The organism is Rhodococcus sp. T2V, from assembly GCF_029269925.1.
Taxonomy (GTDB): Bacteria; Actinomycetota; Actinomycetes; order Mycobacteriales; family Mycobacteriaceae; genus Rhodococcus_F; species Rhodococcus_F koreensis.
Window position 1 is genome coordinate 15406 of the sequence record NZ_JARJBD010000003.1, and the last position, 21232, is coordinate 36637.

At 68.8% G+C, this 21232-nt stretch carries 22 protein-coding genes; 9 read left to right on the forward strand and 13 right to left on the reverse strand.

Translation table 11 applies throughout. The annotated features are described in order from the left end of the window. Positions 1–9: 9 nt before the first annotated feature. Both P3H15_RS03605 and P3H15_RS03610 read right to left on the reverse strand, forming a co-directional pair. Positions 10–1239 carry an acyl-CoA dehydrogenase family protein gene (locus P3H15_RS03605; protein WP_276135983.1) on the reverse strand — a complete coding sequence of 410 codons (1230 nt, stop codon included), beginning with the start codon at positions 1237–1239 and terminating at the stop codon, positions 10–12. A gap of 28 nt (positions 1240–1267) precedes the next feature. Then, positions 1268–2155 (reverse strand): LLM class flavin-dependent oxidoreductase, encoded by an 888-nt coding sequence (locus P3H15_RS03610; protein WP_276135984.1) that lies wholly within the window; start codon positions 2153–2155, stop codon positions 1268–1270. A gap of 216 nt (positions 2156–2371) precedes the next feature. On the opposite strand from P3H15_RS03610, the gene P3H15_RS03615 reads away from it, so the two are divergent. The 6 genes from P3H15_RS03615 to P3H15_RS03640 all read left to right on the forward strand — a co-directional run bounded on the left by P3H15_RS03615 (position 2372) and on the right by P3H15_RS03640 (position 7851). Continuing rightward, on the forward strand, positions 2372–2764 hold the full coding sequence (locus tag P3H15_RS03615; RefSeq protein ID WP_276135985.1) for a DUF3592 domain-containing protein: 393 nt from the start codon (positions 2372–2374) through the stop codon (positions 2762–2764). Between the two features lie 73 nt (positions 2765–2837). Beyond that, positions 2838–3755, forward strand: coding sequence for an LLM class flavin-dependent oxidoreductase (locus P3H15_RS03620; protein ID WP_276135986.1), 918 nt, complete (start codon positions 2838–2840; stop codon positions 3753–3755). 150 nt (positions 3756–3905) lie between these two features. Further along, positions 3906–4919: a methionine ABC transporter ATP-binding protein gene (locus P3H15_RS03625; protein ID WP_276135987.1), complete on the forward strand. Its 1014-nt coding sequence runs from the start codon at positions 3906–3908 to the stop codon at positions 4917–4919. Next, complete coding sequence (locus tag P3H15_RS03630; RefSeq protein WP_276135988.1) at positions 4916–5605, forward strand: methionine ABC transporter permease; 690 nt, start codon at positions 4916–4918, stop codon at positions 5603–5605. Before P3H15_RS03625 ends, P3H15_RS03630 begins: the two co-directional genes overlap by 4 nt. A gap of 36 nt (positions 5606–5641) precedes the next feature. Further along, on the forward strand, positions 5642–6568 hold the full coding sequence (locus P3H15_RS03635; RefSeq protein WP_276135989.1) for a MetQ/NlpA family ABC transporter substrate-binding protein: 927 nt from the start codon (positions 5642–5644) through the stop codon (positions 6566–6568). After that, entirely contained in the window at positions 6568–7851 is a 1284-nt protein-coding gene (locus P3H15_RS03640; RefSeq protein ID WP_276135990.1) for an LLM class flavin-dependent oxidoreductase, read from the forward strand. The genes P3H15_RS03635 and P3H15_RS03640 overlap by 1 nt, the downstream gene beginning before the upstream one ends. Before the next feature lie 23 nt (positions 7852–7874). Here P3H15_RS03640 and P3H15_RS03645 read toward each other — a convergent pair whose 3' ends face one another. From P3H15_RS03645 to P3H15_RS03655, 3 genes are read right to left on the reverse strand one after another with little or no spacing between them, the layout of a single operon-like run. Further along, the gene (locus P3H15_RS03645; protein ID WP_276135991.1) at positions 7875–8585 is read right to left on the reverse strand and encodes a GNAT family N-acetyltransferase; all 711 of its coding nucleotides are present in this window, start codon (positions 8583–8585) and stop codon (positions 7875–7877) included. Between the two features lie 9 nt (positions 8586–8594). Further along, positions 8595–9095 carry a flavin reductase family protein gene (locus P3H15_RS03650; RefSeq protein ID WP_276135992.1) on the reverse strand — a complete coding sequence of 167 codons (501 nt, stop codon included), beginning with the start codon at positions 9093–9095 and terminating at the stop codon, positions 8595–8597. Continuing rightward, entirely contained in the window at positions 9092–9601 is a 510-nt protein-coding gene (locus P3H15_RS03655) for an NADPH-dependent FMN reductase (protein WP_276135993.1), read from the reverse strand. The genes P3H15_RS03650 and P3H15_RS03655 overlap by 4 nt, the downstream gene beginning before the upstream one ends. Before the next feature lie 199 nt (positions 9602–9800). Between P3H15_RS03655 and P3H15_RS03660 the strand changes: the two genes are divergently transcribed. The 3 genes from P3H15_RS03660 to P3H15_RS03670 are packed head-to-tail and all read left to right on the forward strand — an operon-like array spanning position 9801 to position 12355. Continuing rightward, the gene (locus P3H15_RS03660; RefSeq protein WP_276135994.1) at positions 9801–10673 is read left to right on the forward strand and encodes a MetQ/NlpA family ABC transporter substrate-binding protein; all 873 of its coding nucleotides are present in this window, start codon (positions 9801–9803) and stop codon (positions 10671–10673) included. Beyond that, positions 10674–11696, forward strand: coding sequence for a methionine ABC transporter ATP-binding protein (locus tag P3H15_RS03665; protein ID WP_276135995.1), 1023 nt, complete (start codon positions 10674–10676; stop codon positions 11694–11696). Next, a complete protein-coding gene (locus P3H15_RS03670; protein WP_276135996.1) occupies positions 11693–12355 on the forward strand; it encodes a methionine ABC transporter permease in 663 nt (220 codons plus the stop codon). Before P3H15_RS03665 ends, P3H15_RS03670 begins: the two co-directional genes overlap by 4 nt. On the opposite strand, the gene P3H15_RS03675 is transcribed toward P3H15_RS03670, so the two are convergent. The 8 genes from P3H15_RS03675 to P3H15_RS03710 form a co-directional block, all read right to left on the reverse strand. Further along, complete coding sequence (locus P3H15_RS03675; protein WP_276135997.1) at positions 12288–13178, reverse strand: ABC transporter ATP-binding protein; 891 nt, start codon at positions 13176–13178, stop codon at positions 12288–12290. The two genes, P3H15_RS03670 and P3H15_RS03675, sit on opposite strands and share 68 nt — an antisense overlap. After that, positions 13171–14037 (reverse strand): ABC transporter ATP-binding protein, encoded by an 867-nt coding sequence (locus P3H15_RS03680; protein ID WP_276135998.1) that lies wholly within the window; start codon positions 14035–14037, stop codon positions 13171–13173. The genes P3H15_RS03675 and P3H15_RS03680 overlap by 8 nt, the downstream gene beginning before the upstream one ends. After that, positions 14027–14884, reverse strand: coding sequence for an ABC transporter permease (locus P3H15_RS03685; RefSeq protein WP_276135999.1), 858 nt, complete (start codon positions 14882–14884; stop codon positions 14027–14029). The genes P3H15_RS03680 and P3H15_RS03685 overlap by 11 nt, the downstream gene beginning before the upstream one ends. 6 nt (positions 14885–14890) lie before the next feature. Then, a complete protein-coding gene (locus tag P3H15_RS03690; RefSeq protein ID WP_276136000.1) occupies positions 14891–15916 on the reverse strand; it encodes an ABC transporter permease in 1026 nt (341 codons plus the stop codon). Then, a complete protein-coding gene (locus P3H15_RS03695) occupies positions 15913–17436 on the reverse strand; it encodes an ABC transporter substrate-binding protein (RefSeq protein ID WP_276136001.1) in 1524 nt (507 codons plus the stop codon). The genes P3H15_RS03690 and P3H15_RS03695 overlap by 4 nt, the downstream gene beginning before the upstream one ends. Positions 17437–17472: 36 nt before the next feature. Further along, a complete protein-coding gene (locus tag P3H15_RS03700; protein ID WP_276136002.1) occupies positions 17473–18864 on the reverse strand; it encodes an LLM class flavin-dependent oxidoreductase in 1392 nt (463 codons plus the stop codon). A gap of 150 nt (positions 18865–19014) precedes the next feature. Then, positions 19015–20379, reverse strand: coding sequence for an aminotransferase class I/II-fold pyridoxal phosphate-dependent enzyme (locus tag P3H15_RS03705; protein WP_276136003.1), 1365 nt, complete (start codon positions 20377–20379; stop codon positions 19015–19017). A 42-nt stretch (positions 20380–20421) separates the two neighbouring features. Beyond that, the gene (locus tag P3H15_RS03710) at positions 20422–21120 is read right to left on the reverse strand and encodes an alpha/beta hydrolase (RefSeq protein WP_276136004.1); all 699 of its coding nucleotides are present in this window, start codon (positions 21118–21120) and stop codon (positions 20422–20424) included. Between the last annotated feature and the right edge of the window lie 112 nt (positions 21121–21232).

Consider the following 21232-nt stretch of genomic DNA (forward strand, 5'->3'; position numbering starts at 1 on the left):
CCTTCCGAATCAGAAGAATCCGGTGTCGGGGAGCGGTGTCTCGTTGACCACGAGGTCGCCGATCACCCGCGCCTTGTACACCGTCGGGTTGTGGGAGAACAGGGTTCGCAGGTTCCGCCAGTGCCGGTCCAGGTGCGCGGACTCCCGGGTGGCCGAGGCACCGCCCACCTCGAACAACCGGGTCGCCGCCCGGAGCGCGACGTCCTCGATGGACACCTTCACCTTGGCGGCCAGGACCGCGGCGTCCTGCTCGAGCCGGGCGTCGACACCGGACGTGCGGGCGGCGTCCGCGGCCACATCCTGGGCTGCGGCGGCCGCGCGGACCACCGACTCCGCCGCGAACGCCGCCGCCGACAGCGTTCCGACGACCTCGAGCAACTGCGGGTCGTGCCGCGGTTCCTCGGCGGCAGCGAACACGAAACTGCGCTTGCGGCCGCGGATCAGCGCGGCCGACTCGGTCGTGACGGTGCGCAGGATCCCCGCCGCGATCGCGTGCAGGTACAGCTGAGGAAGCGCCTGACGTGGCCGGGTTTCCTCGTCGCCACCCCGGAACGGGAGGGTCTCGGACTCGGCGACGGCGACGTTCTCGAACACGGTCGTCCCGCTGCCGGTGTGACGCTGGCCGATTCCGTCCCAGTCGTCCTCGTGGACGATCCCGGCGCGGTCGGCGGGCACGATGGCGCTGAGCGCCTTTCCGTCCGGGACGTTGGCGGAGACCCGGATGAAATCGGAGTACAGCGACCCGGTGCTGTAGAACTTCACCCCGTCGAGGCGGTACCCGCCGTCGACCGGTGTCAGCGTGGATTCGAAACTGTACGAGCCGACGGCGCGGGTGCTCAGCTCAGAGGACGCGCCGCCGAACAGCTTGCCCGACACGACGTCCGGCAACCATGCGTCCTTGCGCTCGGTGCGCGGAACCCGCAGCAGTTCCTCGACGAAGGCGTAGTGGACCCGGATGATGTGCGGAACGTCGGGATCGGCCTCGGCGAGGTCGATCACCAGGTCGAACAGATCCTGCAGGGTGTACCCGCCGCCGCCCTGCTCGCGGGGCACGCGCACGGCCCCGAGGCGGTGCTCGCGGATCAACTCGACGGCCCGGTACGGTCCTTCGGTCCCGCCACCGGCACGCCGCCGCGCGGCGTCGGCGGCGATCTCGGCGATCACGGCCGCCAGTTCGGCGGAGCCGCGTGCGGGCGGACGCACCGCCTCCGGGGCGGGGGCCTCGGATACCGCTGTCATGGTGAATCTCCTGTCTACGGTGAAATGGTCAGCTGACCGGGAACGCGCTGCGGCCGCCGGACAGCACGGTCTCCGCCGCCTGCAGACCCAATCGGTCACGCAGGGTGGGCCGCGGGTCGTGGAGTAACGGGTCGCGCCGAACCGCGTCGAGCAGGGCGCGCAGATCGGTCGCCGTGAACCCTCGGACGATCACGCCGTCGGCTTCCGTCGCAGGCGGAGTGCTGTCTGGTGTCCACTGCCGGTCGATGAGCAGCGCCTGGTCCCGGGCGGCGTCCGGGTCGAAGTGCGCCCGGTACCGGCGCACCGAGTCCTCGTCCGGAAGGATCACCGCGTCGGCGGTGCGCCGCGCCGCGACCTGTTCGGCCTCGGTCGCGGGGCGCCAGAAGACGGGCGGCTTGCGTTGCGGCGGTTCGGGAACATTGAGTGGGCCGGAGACGGAGAAGATCCCCGAGTGATCGATGTGGACGATCCGTTCGGAGTCCGCGAAGATGCCGCGCTCGGCGTCGTCGACGATGCTGTCGCCGGGCCAGCTCTCCCACAACTTCCGGGCGACCGACACGGCATCGACGGCCGCGCCCACCGGGCCCGACCCGATCAGCCATCCGGCCCTGCCGTGGGATCCGTGGTCGAGGGAACCGAGCCGGCGCGCGAGGTTGAACGGGTGATCGCGGACGACGGCGCCGGCCACCACCAGTCCCACCGTGCTCGTGTGCCGGGCCAGGACGGTGGCGGCCACCGTCGCATCGATCGCCGGCTCCACCTCGTTCTCGTGGTCACCACCGAGAACGAGGAAGTCGATTCCCGATTCGTCGATGCTGCGCCCGAATTCTTCTCGCCGCGCCCGCTGCCTCGGGTCGAGCACGTGCGTGACGACGGCGGCGTCGAGCTGCAGCCCGACGACGGTATGGCGGCTCATGACGGTTCCCCTCTCCGTGATTGCCTTTTACCTTCCCAGCGCGTCACGCCGCGGACGAGCATTGCGCTCAGTCTGATTGTGAGTCGTGAGCAATCGAAACATTCTGCTCCACAGCGGTACTCACCTGCGCTCGGTCCAGGTGTCACATAGCGGTGTTCCGCTCACGCTGCGGGGAAGGCTGTACGACCCCACCGTCGCCGCCGTAACGTCGCCCGTGTGGTCACCGTCTGGATCATCGCGGGTGCGTTCCTCCTGTTTCGTGGGGTTCCGGGCGTCGTCGCGCTGTGGCGGTCCCGGTCGTGGATCGGGTCCGAATGCTCGGTCGTCGACGTACGGCCCGCGGTCACCTACGCGTACCGGGTCGGGGGCGACGAGTTCACCGGCCGGCGAAGGACATTCGATCCCGGTCCGGGACTCGGCGCCGCCGCGTCCGATTCCTCCGGGAACGAATTCGTTGCCGGACAGGTCCTCTGGCTGTGGTACGACCCGCAGGATCCGCGGTCCAGCGTCCTCCGGCGCAGTGCGTCCGTATCGATGTTGCTGGTCGCCCTGGGGCTGACGTCCCTCGCCTTCGCGACATCCACCCTCTTCTCAGGAGATGCCCCTTGACATCACTAGCGCTGACATCACTAGCGCTGACATCACGACAGCAGACCCTCGAACCGACACCGGGAGACCTCGGATGAGTGTGATCCAGCGCAGCAGGACCTTCTACGGACTCGCGCTCGGTGAGCACCTGCTCGTCGACGCCATCCGCCGCGGCCGGGTCGACGAACTCGCCGCGTTCGTCGACCGTACCGGGGCGGACTTCGTCCTCGTCGGCGTCGAACGGGTGTCGCGGACCGCGCCCCGGCCCACCGCGGCCCTGTCCCCCAGCGTGTCCGCCGCGGCGCTGATCGCCGCCACCGCCGACGTCGGGGTGTTCGTCACCGCCGTCCCCCACCTCGACCACCCGTACAACCTGGCTCGCCGCCTGGCCTCGCTGGACCACACCAGCCGCGGCCGCGTCGGCTGGCTCACCGGGGTGGAGGACCGGTCGGCGCCGGGCAACCTGGCCTCGGCGGGGGTGTGGATCGACGGCGGGCCGAGCCCCGCGGTGACGACGGACGCGATCCACGCCTCCCGCACACTGTGGGAGAGCTGGCCGGCCGACACGATCCGTGGACGCCCCGGCGACGTGCGCTTCGCCGATTCCGACCGCATCGTCTACGCCGACCACCAGGGGATCTTCGACATCGCCGGGCCCCTCAACGTCCCCACACCGCCGCAGCAGAAGATCCCCGTTGCGTGGTGGGCGGAGGAGGGCGACGACATCGTCTCCGCCGCAGAGGTTTCCGACATCGTCGTGCTGTCCGGCGGCGACGTCGACCGGTACGGCCCGGCCGTGCGTGAGCGCGCCCTGCTGTTCGTCGTCGACGACCCCGACGCCACCGGCGTGGACGGTCACATCGCGACCGTCACCGACCTCGACGCCGGCTTCTCCGCGTGGGCGAGGCCGTCTCGGCCCCGCGGGTACCGGCAGCGGTCGCTCCGGGCGACTCTGCGGCTACCCGATCCGGCGCCTGCCCCGACCCACCGCCGGCCGGTGTATCCCGGATAGTGAGCGCACCTTCTGATCAAGTCGATTCTTAGACATGACTTTCCGTTTACCCACGCCTATCGTTTCGGGAGCCCACTGGCCCACCCACAGGCCAGGACTCCCTCCCGGCGGCCGACCCGCGGTGCCGTCATCCGATACAGGTGGTGCAGCATGATCGAAGTCCGTTCCGTCACGAAACGATTCGGGAAGAGAGCCCGCTCCGTCGAGGTGCTCCACGACATCGACTTCACCGTCGGCACCGGCCAGATCGCCGCGGTGATCGGCCAGAGCGGGGCGGGCAAGACCACGCTGTCGCGCATCATCAGCCTGCTCGAGGGTCCGTCCGAGGGCCGCATCCTCCTCGACGGAACCGACGTCTCCGGGTTGTCCGAGCGGCGATTGCGGGAACAGCGCCGCGCGATCGGCACGATCTTCCAGGCGTCGAGCCTCCTCGCCCGCCGGACCGCCGCCGAGAACGTGGCGCTGCCGCTGGAATTCGCCGGCATCGGCCGCGCCGAGCGACGAGCGCGGGTGGCGGAACTGCTCGAGCGGGTGGGTCTGTCCGACAAGGCCGACCTCTACCCCCGGCAACTGTCGGGCGGGCAGCGGCAACGCGTGGGGATCGCCCGCTCGCTGGCGCTGGCGCCCAAGGTCTTGGTGTCCGACGAGGCGACGTCCGGACTGGACCCCGCCACCACCCGATCCATCCTCGCGCTGCTCCGCGAACTGCGCGACGACCTCGGGCTGACGATCGTGCTGATCACCCACGAGATGGACGTCGTCCGCCAGGTCGCCGACGTGGTCACCGTCCTCGACGCGGGACGGGTCGTGGAATCGGGCCCGGTGATCGACCTCCTGCGCGACCCGCGCTCCGAACTCGGCGTCGGGCTGCTCCCCGACCGTTCCCACATCACCGCGGAGGACCGGGACGTGCTGTGGCACGTCACCTACGGCTCCGACACCGTCCCCGCCAACTGGATCGAGCTTCTCGGCACGGCCACCGGCCGATCGATCGGGGTGCTGTCCGGGACCGTGGAGTCGGTCGGCGGACGCCCGGCGGGCCGGGTCACCATCTCGGTCGCCGGTGACCACCCCTCGGTCGGGGAGCTCCTGTCCTCGTGGGGCCTGCACGGAACACGGGTCGACAACGCCTCCGCCCCGGCCACCGAGGAGGCGGCGGCATGAGCGCCGACAGCGTCGTACTGGCCATCTCGACCCCCGTCGAGGAACTTCCCGAATTGTTCCTGCCCGCCCTGCAACAGACCGTGCAGATGGTCGGGATCACGGTGATCCTGGCCATCCTGCTGGGCACTCCCCTGGCGGTCGTGCTGCACAACACCGCTCCCCGCGGGCTGTTTCCCAACCCCGCGGTCAACGCGGTGGCCGGTTGGGTGGTCAATCTCGGCCGATCGCTGCCGTTCCTGGTGCTGATGGCCGCCATCATCCCGTTCACCCGCTTCGTCGTCGGCACGTCGCTCGGGGTGCAGGCGGCGGCCGTTCCGATGACGCTGGCCGCAACCCCGTACGTCGCGCGCCTGATCGAGAATTCGCTGCGCGACGTTCCACCCGAAGTGGTGGAAGTGGGACGCGCGTCGGCCGGCTCGAACTTCCAGATCATCCGCAAAGTGCAACTCCACGAAGCGGTCCCGACCATCATCGGTGCCCTGACGATCGCGTTGATCGGCATCCTCGACATGTCGGCGATCGCAGGCGCCGTGGGAGCCGGCGGCATCGGCAACCTCGCCATCGCGTACGGCTACAACCGATTCGACAACACCGTGATGATCACGACGGTCATCGCGCTCGTGGTGCTGGTCCAGGTCATCCAACTCGTCGGCGATCTGGCCGCCCGCCTCACCAACCGGCGCTGAGCCTTTCACTCCCACTCAGATCAGAGGACTACACCCATGACGATTCGACCCCGCTCGGTGACGCGCGCCCGCGCTGTCGCGGCAGGCGGACTGACGGCCACACTGCTGCTCCTCCTGACCGCGTGCGGCGCGGGCGGGAGCAACGACCGCACCGAGGGCGACGGCCCGCAGACCACGTTCAAGATCGGGTACACCGCCGGATCGATCCTCGACGAGAAGCTCGCCAAGGAGGTCGCGAAACTCGCTCCCGACCACGGCATCACCGTCGAACCGGTGCAGATCGAGGATTCGAAGCTCAAGAACCTCGCGGTCTCCCAGGGCGACATCGACGCCAACCACAGCCAGCATCAGGAGTGGATGCGCGTGCAGAACGAGGACGGCAACCTCGGACTGTATGCGGCCGGCGACTGGTACGTCCTGAAGTTTTCGGGCTATTCCGAGAGGTTCGACAAGCTCGAGGATCTCCCCAAGGGCGCGAAGGTCGCCATCCCCGATGACCCGTCGAATCAGGCGCAGGCTCTGCAGACCCTGCAGGACCTCGGCCAGTTGACGCTGAAGGACGGAGTCGACCCGTCCCGCGTGACCATCCGCGACGTGAAGGACAACCCGAAGTCGTTCGAGTTCACCGAGGCCGCGCTGGCACAGTTGCCGCGCACGCTCCCCGACGTCGACCTGGCGCTGGGCTGGCGTTCGAACTTCGATCTCGCCGACGTGCCCGACGACAAGATCGTCTTCAACGCCCCCGCCTACGAGCTGTATTGGATCGAGGTCGTCATCAACGAGAAGGACAAGGACAACCCCGACTTCGCGCCGCTGCTCGACACGTATCACGACCCGCGGATCGGCCAGCTGATCGACAGCGACCCGTTCTTCTCCCGGGTGGCGCAGAGCATCGAATCGGCGCGGGCCACCGACCGCAGCCAGACCAACGTCGACGGCGCCGCCGCGAAGCCCGCCGGCTGATGCCCGCGCAACGAGAGGTCATCCTCAACGTCAACGTGCTGGACGTGGGTTTCCACCCGTCCGCGTGGCGGGCCCCCGATCTGCATCCGACGTCGTTCATCGACCCCGACTACTACGCCGAGGTCGCGAGGATCGCGGAGCGCGGCACACTGGATGCGCTGTTCCTCGCGGACGGTCCCGCGCTCCGCGAGGATCCCGCCGTCAAACCGACCCGGGCCCTCGAACCCACCACCGTTCTCGGGGTGGTGGCGAGCGCGACGGAGCACCTCGGGCTGATCGGGACGGCGTCGACGACGTTCAACGACCCGTTCGACCTGGCGGACCGGTTTCTCTCCCTCGACGTCGTGTCCGGCGGGCGGGTGGCGTGGAATGTGGTGACCACGTTCCACGCCGGGACGGCCCACAACTTCGGTCTCTCGCGGATCCCCGACCGCGAGGCGCGGTACCGCCGGGCCTCCGAGTTCGTGGACGTCGTCACGGCGCTGTGGGAATCGGCGGCGACCGGAGTCCCGGTGCACCACGACGGGGAGTTCTTCCACGTGCACGGTGTGCTGCCCGTGCCGCCGTCGCCGCAGGGTCGCCCGCTGCTCGTGCAGGCCGGCGGTTCGCCGCAGGGCCGCGCGCTGGCCGGACGCAGCGCCGACGCGGTGTTCTCGGCGGAACTCACCCTCGACGCCGGGCGGCAGCACTACCGGGAGGTGAAGGACGTCGCGCGCGCGGCCGGTCGCGACCCCGCGTCGGTGAAGATCCTGCCCGGCCTCGTCACGGTGGTCGGCAGCACGGAGGCCGAGGCGATCGCCCGGTACGAGGACTGGGAGTCCAAGGCCGCCGACGGCTTCTCCTCCGAGCGGCTCGGCGGGATGCTCGGCGTCGACCTCAGCTCACTCGACCCGGACCGGCCGATCCCGGAGGACCTGCTGGTGGCGCCGGTCGACCCGTCGTTCTCCGGTTCCCTCGGGTTCCGGGAAGCCGTCGTGCGGCTGGCGTTGGAGAGCCGGTACTCGGTGTCCGAACTTCTGCGCAAGGCAGGCGGCTTCGGCCACCGGCTCGTCGTCGGGTCCCCCGAACAGATCGCCGACACCATCGAAGAGTGGTTCGTGGCAGGCGCAGCGGACGGTTTCAACCTGATGCCGGACGGATTCCCGTCCGGCCTCACCGATTTCGTCGATCATGTCGTGCCGCTGCTCCGCGAGAAGGGGATCTTCCGACACGAGTACGCGGAGTCCACCCTGAGAGGGCGCTTCGCTCCCCGTGAGTGGTTGACGAGTGCAGGGACTCGTTAACCGCGCACGGGCGGCGGAGCCGCCTACGCCGGTGTCCGGACCACCGTGAGTGCGGACTGCCTGCGCAGGGTGAAGCCCAAGCTCTCGTACAGCCGGATCGCCGTCGTGTTCGACTGCGCGGCGTGCAGGAACGGTGTCTCCCCTCGGGCGCGGATACCGGCTCCGACGGCACGGACGAGCCGGGCACCGAATCCGCGGCCCCGGAAACGCTCGTCGGTGCAGACCGCGCTGATCTCGGTCCAGCCGGGCGGGTGCAGCCGCTCTCCCGCCATGGCGACGAGTTCGCCGTCGACCCGAAACCCGAGGTAGGTCCCCATCTCGATGGTCCGCGGAAGGTACGGTCCGGGCCGGGTGCGGCCGATCAGAGCGAGGATCTCCGGAACATCGTCCGCGCCGAGGACTTCGGCGTCCGGGTCCGGCGCGACGTCCAGCGCGGTGCCGTCCATCTGGACCAGGCCGAAGGAGTCCAGGACCTCCCAGCCCGGCGGCGGCGTGTGACCGAATCCGCGGAGCGCGGCCGTCGCGGACGGGCCGAGCAGTGCCGCCAGATCCGCCCAGTCCTCGTCCACCAGGGTGTCCGGGTGGCCGACGTGCGGCGCGACGTCGGGGTGGTACCGCGCCAGCCTGCCCGACCACCGGGCGAAATGCGCGTGCTCACCGCGCAGGGATTCGCGAATCGCGTCGTCCAGAGGATGGACGTCCGTCTCGGCGGGCGCCGTCAGTTCCGTCGTCATCGCACTCGGTTACGACGCGACGGTGCGGAGCCAGCGGAACCGGCTGCGGTGGAACACGATCGGTTCGATCTCCGACTGCACCCGCAGCTCGTTGATCCGCAGGACCACGATCGCGTGATCGCCCGCGGGCACCTGCTGGGTGACGGTGGTGTCGAGCCACACCGACGCGCCGTCGATGAACAACGCACCGCCGTCGGTGGTCTCGGTGTCGAGGCCCGCGAACCGGTCGCCCGTCTTCGCGGCCAGCACACGCGCGGCCGCGTCGTGCGCCTCCCCGAGCACGCTGATCCCGACATGCTCCAAGTCCGCGAGCTTCGGCCACGTCGTAGACGCGTTCTGCACGCAGAACGCGACGAGCGGCGGCTCCAGCGACACCGGCACGAACGTGCTCGCCGCCATCCCGACCCGTTCACCGTCGACCTCGGCGCAGACGGCGACGACACCGCTCGGGAAATGCCCGAACGCCTCCCGGAGCGAAGTCTTGTCCAAGGTGCCGTCTGCCTGCGTCATGAGAGTTCCGTCCGGGTCCGGGCCGCCGCGGTGAGGATCGAACCCCACCGCTCGGCGTAGTCGGCGATGCGTGTGTCGGTCGTGTACGTGGTGTCGATGAGGTAGAGGCCCGGCGCGGGGGCGGTCGCGCCCAGTTCGACGAGCACCGGTTTGAGCAGCAGGTCCGGCGCCATGGCGTGCGCCGGGCCGGCTCCGAGCATCAGCGGCACCACCACGACGTCCTTCAGGCCGTCGCCGGTGGCGAACTGGTCGAGGAACAGTTTCAGCACGCCCGTGTACGACGCCTTGAAAGTGGGGCTCGCGAACACCACGAGATCCGACGAGGCCACGGTCTCCACCGCCGCCGCGACCTTCTCGTCACCCCACCCGAGCAGTCCCGGACCGAGCTCGATCACGTCGACCGTGGAATCCACAGCGGCACCCGTCACCGCGGCCGCGACCAGACCGGCCGCGTCCAGCGTCCGCGAACCGGGCTTGGGATTGCCGGCCACTACCGTTACCTTCATTGCTTCATCACCTTCCACATGTCTACGCTGCCACCCTAGAGCACGCGCCCGGTCCGGTCGAATACTGCTGGGCTGGAAGGAAAGTCGAACAACCCTCTTTCGAATCACGTCGATCGAAACCATTCCGCACCGCGCCCGCACGGGCTAGGTTGCCAGTGGCCGCAGTCCGTGGTCAGCCGATCGATCGTGGGGATTTTCCGTGAAGTTCAGCCGTTCTCTCGCCCTTGCCGCCGTTCCACTCCTGGCGGTACTGACAGCGTGCTCCGGCGGATCCGGCGGCGCCGACGGCGACACGGTGCGGATCGGAACCACCGAGGCCAGTGACCGCTCGTGGGAGATCTTCGAGGAGAAGGCGAAGGATGCGGGCATCACGCTCGACGTCGTGAACTTCTCCGACTACTCGCAGCCGAACATCGCCCTGTCGCAGGGGCAGATCGACGCCAACCTCTTCCAGCACCTGCAGTTCCTCGGCGAGTACAACACCGGCGCCGACGACAACCTCACCCCGATCGGCGCCACCCAGATCGTGCCTCTCGGCCTGTACTCGCAGAAGCACCGGAGTGTCGCCGACATTCCGCAGGGCGGGGAGATCGCCATCCCCAACGACCCCAGCAACCAGGCTCGTGCCCTGTTCGTGCTGAAGGGCGCCGGCCTGCTCACGCTGACCGGCGACAACCCGTCCCCCACACCCGCCGACATCGACGCGGGTGCGTCCAAGGTGAAGGTGACGCCGGTCGACGCCGCGCAGACGGCGCTGTCCCTCGCATCCGTGGACGGTGCGATCGTCAACAACACGTTCCTCGAGCGTTCGGGCATCGACCCCGCATCGGCCCTCTACAAGGACGACCCGTCGAGCCCCGCCGCCGAGCCTTACATCAACACGTTCGTCACCCGCGCCGAGGACAAGGACAACGCGACGTACCTCGAACTCGTGAAGATCTGGCACGACCCCGAAATCCAGGCCGCCGTGCGGGAGGAGTCGAAGGGAACGTCCGTCGAGGTGGAACGGGACGGTGCTCAGCTCCAGCAGATCCTGTCGCGGGTCGAAGAGGGAATTCGTTCGGCCAAGTAGATGACACCGATCGTCCGATTCGAATCCGTCACCAAATCCTTCCCATCGGGAAAGAAGACACTCACCGCCGTCGACGCCGTCGATCTCACCATCGAGCGAGGTGAGATCTTCGGGGTCATCGGCTACTCGGGGGCCGGGAAGAGCACGCTGGTTCGGCTGATCAACGGCCTGGAACGCCCGACGAGTGGGCGCGTCGTCGTCGACGACGTCGACATCACCGCGCTGCCGGAATCGAAACTCCGGCACGTGCGCGCGAAGATCGGAATGATCTTCCAGCAGTTCAACCTGTTCCGCTCCCGCACCGTCGCCGGGAATGTCGGATACCCCCTCGTCGTGGCGGGCTGGCCACGGCAGAAGCGCCGCGAACGCGTCGCCGAACTGCTCGCGTTCGTCGGTCTGTCCGACAAGGCGCGGGCCTACCCCGACCAGCTGTCCGGCGGGCAGAAGCAGCGGGTCGGGATCGCCCGCGCGCTGGCGACGTCGCCGGACCTGCTGCTCGCCGACGAGTCCACCAGCGCCCTGGACCCGGAGACCACCCAGGACGTGCTCCGCCTGCTCCGCAAGGTGAACCGGGAACTCGGCGTCACGATCGTGGTGATCACCCACGAGATGGACGTCGTCCGGGCCGTCGCGGATCGTGTCGCCGTCCTGGCGGAGGGTCGCGTCGTGGAACTCGGCACCGTGTTCGACGTCTTCTCGGAACCACAGGCGCCGGCGTCGAAGAGTTTCGTGAGCACGATCCTGCGCAACCGCCCGGAGCCCGCCGACCTGGACCGGCTGCGCGCACGTTTCGGCGGCCGGATCGTCACCGCCGACGTGCGGGACGGCAGCCGGATCGGCGACGTCCTCTCCGACGCGGGAGGGCACGGTGTCCGATTCGAGATCGTCTACGGCGGCATCACCACCCTGCAGGACCGCTCGTTCGGCAGTCTCACGCTCGAACTCGTCGGCCCCGACGACGGCGTCGACGACGTGATCCGCCTGTTGCGGGCCGTCACCGACGTCGAGGAAGTACAGGCATGACCACGAACTGGGACAAACTGCGCCCCGTACTGTTCGAATCCATCGGCACCACCATCTACATGGTGGTGATCACACTGGTGATCGGCGGGCTGATCGGGCTCGTGGTCGGGACGCTGCTGTACGCCACGCGGAAGGGCGGGATCCTCCAGAACACGGCCGCCTACACGGTGCTGAACATCCTGGTGAACATCGTGCGGCCGATTCCGTTCATCATCCTGCTCGCCGCACTGGGGCCCGTGACCCTCGCCGTGGTGGGCCGGACCATCGGCACCGAGGCCGCGATCTTCGTGATGATCATCGCGTCGTCGTTCGCCATCGCCCGCATCGTGGAACAGAACCTGGTGACCGTCGACCCCGGCGTGATCGAGGTGGCCCGCGCGATGGGTGCCGGTCCCCTGCGGATCATCGTCACCCTGCTCATCCCCGAAGCCCTCGGCCCGTTGATCCTCGGATACACGTTCGTCCTCATCGGCATCGTCGACATGTCCGCGATGGCGGGCACCATCGGCGGCGGCGGGCTCGGCGACTTCGCCATCGTGTACGGCTACCAGCGCTTCAACTGGCAGGTGACCCTCGTCGCCACCCTCGTCATCATCCTGCTCGTCCAGGCCTCCCAGTTCTTCGGCAACTGGCTGGCGCGAAAGGCCCTGCGCCGCTAGCGCCCGTGAGCCTCAACTCCCGGCGACGCTCGCGGGTCACGGCGCCACCGCTCAAGGTGGGCGCCGATCCGACGAGGAGCGCGGTGTAGGGGTGCTGGGGATCGGAGATCACCTGGCGGGTGGGTCCGTCCTCGACGATGTTGCCGCGGTAGAGCACGACGATCCGGTCGACCAGCGCCGCGACGGCCCCCAGATCGTGCGAGATGAACAGCTGAGCGAGCTGCCTCGAATGCCCGAGTTCAGTGAGCAGTTTCAGGATCTGGATGCGGTTGACCGAGTCGAGGGCGCTCACCGGTTCGTCGAGCAGCAGCAGCGCCGGATCCACCACGAGGGCCCGCGCGATCGCGATCCGCTGGCGTTGCCCACCGGACAGTTCCGCGGGAATCCGCGTCGCGATGCCGGCGTCGAGACCCACGCTGCCCAGCACCGCCGCGACCTTCGACCGCACGACGTCACGGTCCAGCCCGCCCCGCACGATCAGCCCCTCGGCGATCGACTCGCCCACCGGAATGTCCGGGTCGAGGCTCAGCAGCGGATCCTGGAACACGTATTGCACGGTCCCCGTGCGGCGGTGCGCCCGGCGTTGCGCCGCGGGCAGGTCGTCGACGCGCTGCCCGCGGATCTCGACCGACCCGGCCGTCGGGGTGATCAGGCCGAGAATCGTGCGGGCCAGTGTCGTTTTCCCGGAGCCGCTTTCACCGATCAGACCCACCTTCTCGCCGGCGTCGATGGTGAGGTCGACGCCGTGCAGAATCTGCTTTCGGGCGCCACGGGACCCGCGCTCCACCCGGACATCGGTCATGCGCAGCAACGGTTCAGACACGAGCCGCCTCCTGCCCGATGAACGACTCGAGGCCGTATTCCCGATGGTTGTCGACGAGTTGGCGGGTGTACTCGTGCCGGGGCGCGGTGAGCAGGTCCTCCGCTCGCCCGGACTCGACGACGGCGCCGTCCCGCATCACGATCACTCTGTCGCAGACCTGAGCGACCACCGCGAGGTCGTGCGAGACCAGGACGAGGGCGAGGCCCAGTTCTTGGCGCAGGTCCTCGAGCAGGTCGAGCACCTCCGCCTGGACGGTGACGTCCAGGGCGGTGGTCGCCTCGTCCGCGATCAGGAGTTCGGGCTCCGCGGAGACCGCGATCGCGATGAGCACCCGCTGAAGCATGCCCCCGGACAGTTCGTGCGGGTACTGGCGGTACACGGTGTCCGCGTCGGTCAGCCCCATCTTCCGGAACAGTTCGACGCCGCGTCGCCGCGCGTCGGCGCGGGACAGTCCGAGCGTGGACCGGAGCGCCTCGGCGAGTTGTTCACCGACGCGGATAGACGGGTTCAGGTAGGACGCCGGGTCCTGGAACACGGCGGCGATGCGGGTGCCGCGCAGGGGTCGCCACTGCTTGCGCCCGAGGTCGGTGAGTTCGATGCCGTCGAAGTCGATCGAGCCTGCGGTGACGTCGATTCCGCCGGGCAGGATTCCGAGGACGGCGCGGCAGGTCAGCGATTTTCCACTTCCCGATTCGCCGACGATCCCGAGCGCTTCCCCGGGTGCGAGGGAGAAGTCGACGCCGCGGACCAGTTCGGTTCCGTCGTCGAGGGCGATACGCAGATCGCTGACGGTGAGCACCGGCCTGCGGGGGCGCGTGGTGTCCGGTGCCGACGTGGCATCGAGTGTGTCAGTGGACATCCGAGGTAACCTCCTGTTTCCTGGGGGCGCGTCGTGCGGGGCGGCCGGTCGCGTCCCGCAGCGCGTCGGCGATGGCATTGAGCGCCCACACGGTCGCCACGATCAGCAGCGCGGGGACGACGGGACCGAACGGAACCTGATAGAGGTACTGCAGTCCGCTGGCGAGGAGTCCGCCCCAGGTGGGGTCCGGCGGGACGACACCGATCCCGAGGAAGGTCAGCGAAGACACGATGACGAGGCTGGCCCCGGTCATGGCGGCGAACGTCACCCCGACCGCGGGCAGCACCTTGCGCACCGCGTGACGGCGGATGATCCAGGACGTGTCGGCGCCCATCAGTTCGGCGGCCTCGACGTACTGGGAGTTGGCGACAGTCAGCGCCGCGGCACGCGTGACCCGGTAGAACGCGGGCGCGATGAGAATACCGACGGCGAACATCGCCTGTGCGAGCCCGTTTCCGAGCAGCGCGGTCATCGCGACGGCGAACACGAGGAACGGCAGCGTGATCAGCGCATCCATCAGCCGGAGCGTGAACCATTCCACGCTGCGCCCGAGGTACACCGACAGGAAGCCCGGGATCACGCCGAGAAGAAATCCGACGACGACGCATTGCAGCGCCGACAGCACCGACACGGTCGAACCCGCCAGCAGCCGGCTGAACACGTCCCGCCCGACGTTGTCCGTTCCGAGCCAGTGAGTTCCGCTCGGGCCCTGCAGAATTGCCGACGTGTCCTGCTCGAGCGGGTCGAACGGTGCAAGCGCGGGCCCGAAGACCGCGAGCACCACGATCAGCCCGAGGACGATCACCGCGACGCGGGCGGAGTGATAGCGCAGAATTGCTGTGAGCATGGGATGTCAGTCTCTCCGCTTGGTGGCCGGCTGCAGGACGCTCTGAGCGATGTTCACGACGATGTTGCAGAACAGCACGAACACGATCGCCACGACGAGCGTTCCCTGAACGATCGGAACGTCCCCGCGCAGCGCGGAGTCGGCGGCGAGGCGACCGAAGCCGGGCATCGAGAACATGGTCTCCATCACGACGGCGCCGCCGATGAGCGTGGGGATCTTCATGCCCAGGATCGACAGCGCGGGACCGCTGCCGTTGCGCAGGGCGTGCACGAACAGGATCCGTGACGGACCGATGCCCCGCACCACCGCGCCGGTGACGTAGTTCTGATCCAGTTCCGCGACCAGTCCGGTGCGGAGTTGCCGCGCGATGTCGGCGACGACGTCCATGCTCAGCGCGATCGCGGGCATGATGATCAGTGACAGCCAGCGGCCGAAGTTCTCGTCCGGCGGGACGTACCCGGCCGACGGCAGCCAGTGCAGCCCGACGCTGAAGACGAGGATCAGTCCGATAGAGATGACGAACGGCGGCAGCGTCGACGCCACCGACGTGTAGGCGGTGATCGCCCGGTCGAGCAGGCTGCCCTTGTGGACGGCGGCGAGCACCCCGAGTCCGACACCGAGGACGAGTCCGATGACCAGCGCGACACCGGCGATGGAGGCGCTGACGGCGAGGCGCTCACCGATCAACTCGCTGACCGGGATCTTGCTGAACCACGAGACACCGAGGTCGCCGCTCAGCATGCTCGACATCCAGTCGACGTACTGCTGCCAGACCGGCTTGTCCAGCCCGAATTCGGCGTTGATCCGGGCGATCGTCTCCGGGGTCGCGGCGTCACCGGCGATGCCGGCGGCCGGATTCAACCCGCTGGCCGCACCGAGCAGGAACGTGATCAGGGTGGAGAACAGGAAGACCGGGACCACGATCAGCACGGTGCCGAGCATGATCCGGGCGGCCGTGCCGAGCGCGCCCGCAGGCACCGGGAGAGCGAATGTCCTCCCGGTGCCTGCGGCCTCGATGTCTGCGGTGGTCACGAGACCGTGACACCTTCCCAGCGAACCTGGGACGGCAGGATGTTGAGGTTCTTCAGGTCCGGGTTGGACACGATGATCCACGGGTTGCTGAAGAGGTAGTTCGTCGGCGACTGCTCGACGCCGACCTTGACGGCCTGCCACAACCGCGGCTTGTACTCCGGGTCCTCGAGCGGAGTGCGGCGCACGGTGTCGAGTGCGGCGGTGAACTCCGGCGACGCGTGCGGGCCGCTGAGGTTCATGATGCCTTCCGGACCGTAGACGGCGAGCAGGTTCTGCACCGGGGATTCACGGCCGATGGTGCCGTCCGTGGCCAGCTGCGGGTTCTTCGCGATGTAGACCTCGCTCTGCCACGTCGACGAACCGGGCGGGACCACCTTGATCGTGGACTCGACGCCGATCTTCTTCAGCTGCGACTGCACGAGTTCCGCACGGTTGGTGGCCGCCGACTGCGCCGTGATCTCGATCGACAACTGCCCGGGCGCGTAGCCGGCCTCGGAGAGGAGACGAGATGCCTTGTCGGGGTCGTAGTTCCAGAGCTTCTCGATCTCGGGGTTGAACGCGAGGTAGCCGTCGGGGAACGGCTGGCTGGTGGTGCTCCCCAGCCCGTTCGTGATGACGTCGACGAATGCCTGGCGGTCGAATGCGTAGCGGAACGCCTCGACGATCTTCGGGTTGTCGAACGGGGCCTTGTTGAGGTTGATGGACACGTCGTTCGCGGCGAGCGACGGCTTCACGGTCACGTCGAGACCGGCGGCCTCGGCTTCCTTGGACTGCAACGCCGGCAGCGTCGCGAAGTCGATGGAGCCGGACTGGACACCGGCGACGAGTGTGGCCGGGTCCGGGGCGACGCTGAGTTCGAAGTGGTCGATGTGAATGTTCTCGGCGTCCCAGTAGTTCGGGTTCTTCTCGAAGTACGCGTGATCCTCGGCGACGAAGTCGGTGATCGTGAAGGGTCCGGCCCCGACCGGCCACACGCTGAGCTTCTGCGGGTCGGCGGCCGCCGTCGGGCTGGCGATCGCACCGGTGCGCCCGGCGACCAGGTACGGGATCTGGTAGTCGGCGTCGGCCAGGTGCAGCGTGACGTCGGTGGCGGTGTCCGCCGTGACCTCGGTGACGCCGGCGAGCTGATCGCGCAGGAACGAATCGTCCTGGGTCTTGCCCCGGTCGAAGAACGCCTTCACCGCCTGCGAATCGAGGGTCGTCCCGTCGGAGAACGTCAGACCGTCACGCAGGCTGAACGTCACCGCGGTGCCGTCGGCGTTGTACTTCCAGCTCTCGGCGAGCGACGGTTCGACGTTGCCCTCGGCGTCGAGCCGGGTCAGCGACGCATACGCGAGGCTGATGGTGTTGATGTCGTTTCCGGTCCGGCTCGTCACCGGGTCCCAGGAGGTGGGGAGGCTGAACGCCCATTTGACCTCGGCTCCGTCCGAGCTGCTGCCACCACCGCAGGCGGTGGCGACGAGACCGACTATCACTCCGAGTATTACGGCGCCGGCGATCCGCCGGCTCTTCTTGCTCACTGGGTGCTCCTGACCATGCAAAGGGGGGGTAGTGATTCAGACGCTCGCGGACAGCGACGCGGTGGTGCCGGGCAGCGGGGCGGGGTCGATTCCCTCACGCCGCGCCCGGGTGTAGCGGTTCTCCGCGAACGGCAGGCCGAGGTTGCCGCGCAGGGTGTCCTGCTCGTAATCCTCCCGGACCACCCCGCGCTCGCGCAGGATCGGCAGCACCTCGTCGACGAAGCGGCGGAACTGCGCCGGGTGACCGATGTGGATGTTGATGCCGTCGAGGGCGTGACCGTCCAGCCAGCGCTGCAATTCGTTCGCGACGGTCTCGGCGCTGCCGGTGAACGGTGACGTCTTCGGCGCGCTGAGCGCCTCGACGGTCTGCCGCAGCGTCAGCCCGCGGCCGACGGCGAGGTCGGTGATCTTCTTCGCCTGCGTGTAGAAGCTCCGCTCGGCGTGCTGCAAGGCCTCGGTGGGGAACGGTGCGTCGAGGTCGTACTGCTGGAAGTCGTGCCAGCCGAACGGCCGGCCGAGTTCCCGCAGCGACCGTCCGAAGTCGTTGTCCGCCAGCTGGGTCGTGCGTTCGATCTCGCGGGCGTCGGCGTCGGTGTCGCCCACGGTGACCGTGACGCCCGGCAGGATCACGATGTCCTCGGGGGCGCGCCCGTACGCCGCGGCCCGGTTCTTGATGTCGGCGTAGAACGCCACTCCGGCTTCGAAACTCGGGGCATGCGTGAAGATCCCGTCGGCGATGCGCGCGCCGAGGTCGCGGCCCTGGTCGGAGTCGCCGGCCTGGAAGATCACGGGCTGGCCCTGCCGTGAGCGTTCGATGTTGAGCGGGCCCACCACCGAGAAGTGCTCACCCCGGTGGTCGAGGGTGTGGAGCTTGTCCGCGTCGAGGAAGCGGCGGGCGTCCCGGTCGCGCGGAAACGCGTCGTCCTCGTACGAATCCCACAGCGCCTTGACCACCTCGACGTGTTCGAGTGCCCGGCCGTAGCGGGTGGCGTAGTCGTAATGCTCCTCGAGGCCGTAGTTTCCGGCGGTGCCCGAGTCGCCGCTGGTGACCACGTTCCAGCCTGCGCGGCCGCGGCTGATCAGGTCGAGGGACGCGAACCGTCGCGCGAGGTTGAACGGCTGGTTGAACGACGTGGTCAGGGTGCCGACGAGCCCGATGTGCTCGGTGGCCACGGCGAGCGCCGACAGCAGCGTCAGCGGCTCGAGCCGGTTCAGGTAGTGCGGGGGCGAGTCGGGGGTGATGAACTGGCTGTCGACGATGAACACGAGGTCGAACCGCGCCTGCTCCGCCAGACGCGCATACTCGATGTACCAGTCGATGTCGACGCTGGCGTCGCCGGGGATCTCCGGGTCCAGCCAGGTGTACGGGTGCCCGGGACCACCCGTGGGGGTGAGGACAGCTCCCAATTTCAGTTGCCGTCTCGTCATGTTCTCGCTCCTTCGTCGTTCGCGGTCAGGCACCTGCCTCGGCACGCCGCGTTGAAGTGTATGGAGCAAACAGACGCGTGCAGAGTATTAAATTCTCGATGTTTCAAAACATATTTCGTATGTCCCGCAGTGCTGCCGAACAAAGTCCGATCAGTCGAAGAACTCGCGCGACGACTCCGCGACCGCCGCCGCGACGACGTCGGCGAGCTGCCCGATCAGCTCGGCGTCGTCGGGCAACTGGGTGGCCGACAGGCGCAGGAGTTGCCGTGCGGGTGACCGCACGAACGACCGCGATCCCGCCCCCACGGAGATGCCCTGCCGCGCCAGTGCGACCAGCGCCGCGGTCTCGTCCGACACCGTCACCCACACGACCAGACTGTGCGGGCCCGCGAAAGCCTCGATGCCACGGTCGATCAGGGCCTCGAGCAGCGTCGTGCGCCTGACGGCGTAGCGTTCGTGCGCCGCCGTGACCGCGTGTTCGGCGTCGGCGCTGCCGATCAGGTGGGCGAGGGTGTTCTGCAGGATCCGGCTGTTCGAGCCGACGCCGTGACTGCGCACCTTCATGGCCTTCTCGATCAATTCACGGGAGCCGCCGAGGACGGAGGTCCGCACGTCGATCCCGTACGCCTTGCAGTAACTGCGGATCCGGACGACACGCTGCGGCAGGTCACACCCCAGCGACGGCGGTTGCTCCGGTTCGAGCGGTCCGATCGAGTCGTCCTCGACCACCCACACCGCCGGATGCCGTCGCAGCACGTCGGCGAGTTCGCGGGTGCGCCGCGCGCTGACCGCGTGGTCGACGGCGAACGGCGCCCCGGGCTGGAACACGAACGCGACCGCACCGGCCGTCAGTGCCTCGTCGAGCGCGTCCGGCCGGGGACCGTCGCGGTCGGCGCCGACGCCGACCGCATCCAGACCCAGATCGCGGAGGGTGTCGAGCACGCCCGGCCCGAGAGGCTCGTCGACCGCCACCCGGGACCCGGGCGGCGCCGCCGCCTCCACCGCCAGCAGCAGCGCCTCGGTGCCGCCGCCCGCCGTCGCCCACGCCTCCGGTTCGAACGGCCACCCCGGAGCGACGGCGTTGCGCAGACGCTCGGTCATCAGTTCCCGCCCGAACACATTCAACGTCTCGGCGTCCAGACTGGACAACAAAGCGTCGGACAGGGACGGCTGCAGCGCCAGGTCGGGTGCATTCTGCGCCAGGTCGACGCCGCGCCAATCGGGGATGCCGCGCTCGGGCACGCTGTCGAGCGGCGGGAGTACGACGGTGCCGCCGCGGCGGCGGGTCTGCACGAAACCTTGCTCCTGCAACCGGCCCCACGCGCTGACGATCGCACCGACACTGAGATCGGTCGCCTTCGCGAGTGCGCGGACGGTCGGCAGGCGGTCGCCGGGGCTCAGCTCACCCGACCGAATGAGGTCGGCGACGGCATCCGCGAGTTCCGCGGTGCGGCCGTCGATTCGTTCGAGCAACCATCCCGGAGCAATCGTCTCCGACTCCAGCACCGCTGACATCCACACCCCTTCGATCGACAACCACTACCGGCCCCGCCCGGGTCATTGCGCGAGTGCGCCCGCCGGTTCGCGGAGGAGGATGTCGGGCGTGCCGGGCAGTCGCAGACGCTCGAGGAACTGCACGATCTCGGCGGCGACGGACCGGTGGGACACGTCGTTGAGAATGTCGTGCCGCCCGTCGTCGACGACGACCACGCGGGCGCCCGGCAACGCGGACGTGACGGCGAGGACCTCCGCCGGCGGGCTGAGGACGTCGGCGCCTCCGTGGACGACGAGGACGGGAACCTGTACGTGGGTCAGCGAATCCGCGGTGGCGACCGGCGTCTCCGCGCCGAGCGTGCCGCGGTCGAGAGCGTCGTCCGCGGCCAGGACGCCCCGGTGCACCGGACACGCGGAGCGGATCTCGAGTTCGCCGTCCCACCCTCCGGTGAAGGCGTCGGTGCCCGCGACGAGGAGACCGGCGGCCACGACCCCGGACACGGCCGGATGGGTGGCGGCGAGGTCGAGCGCGGTGAGAGCACCGCTGTCCGACCCGACGACGGTGAGCGGGAGACCGGACTCGGCGTCGGCGATCACCCGAGCGGCCGCGGCGGGGTCGTTCTCCACCACCGCGACGCGGTAGCCGTCGAACGCGATCCGCCGGGCGAACCTGCGGTACACGTGAGCATGCTCACCTCGGCCGGCGACGACGATCACCGAGCCACGCGCGGTCGCTTCGGGTTCCAGCCAGTCGATGTCCACTGATTACCTCACTCGGGGTGGTTGTTCGCAGGATTGACTGCGTCACCCTGACTCACCCGCGCGCGGTGAAACAAGAGTAAAGCTCGAGCAGAACAAAACGCGTGTCTTCTCG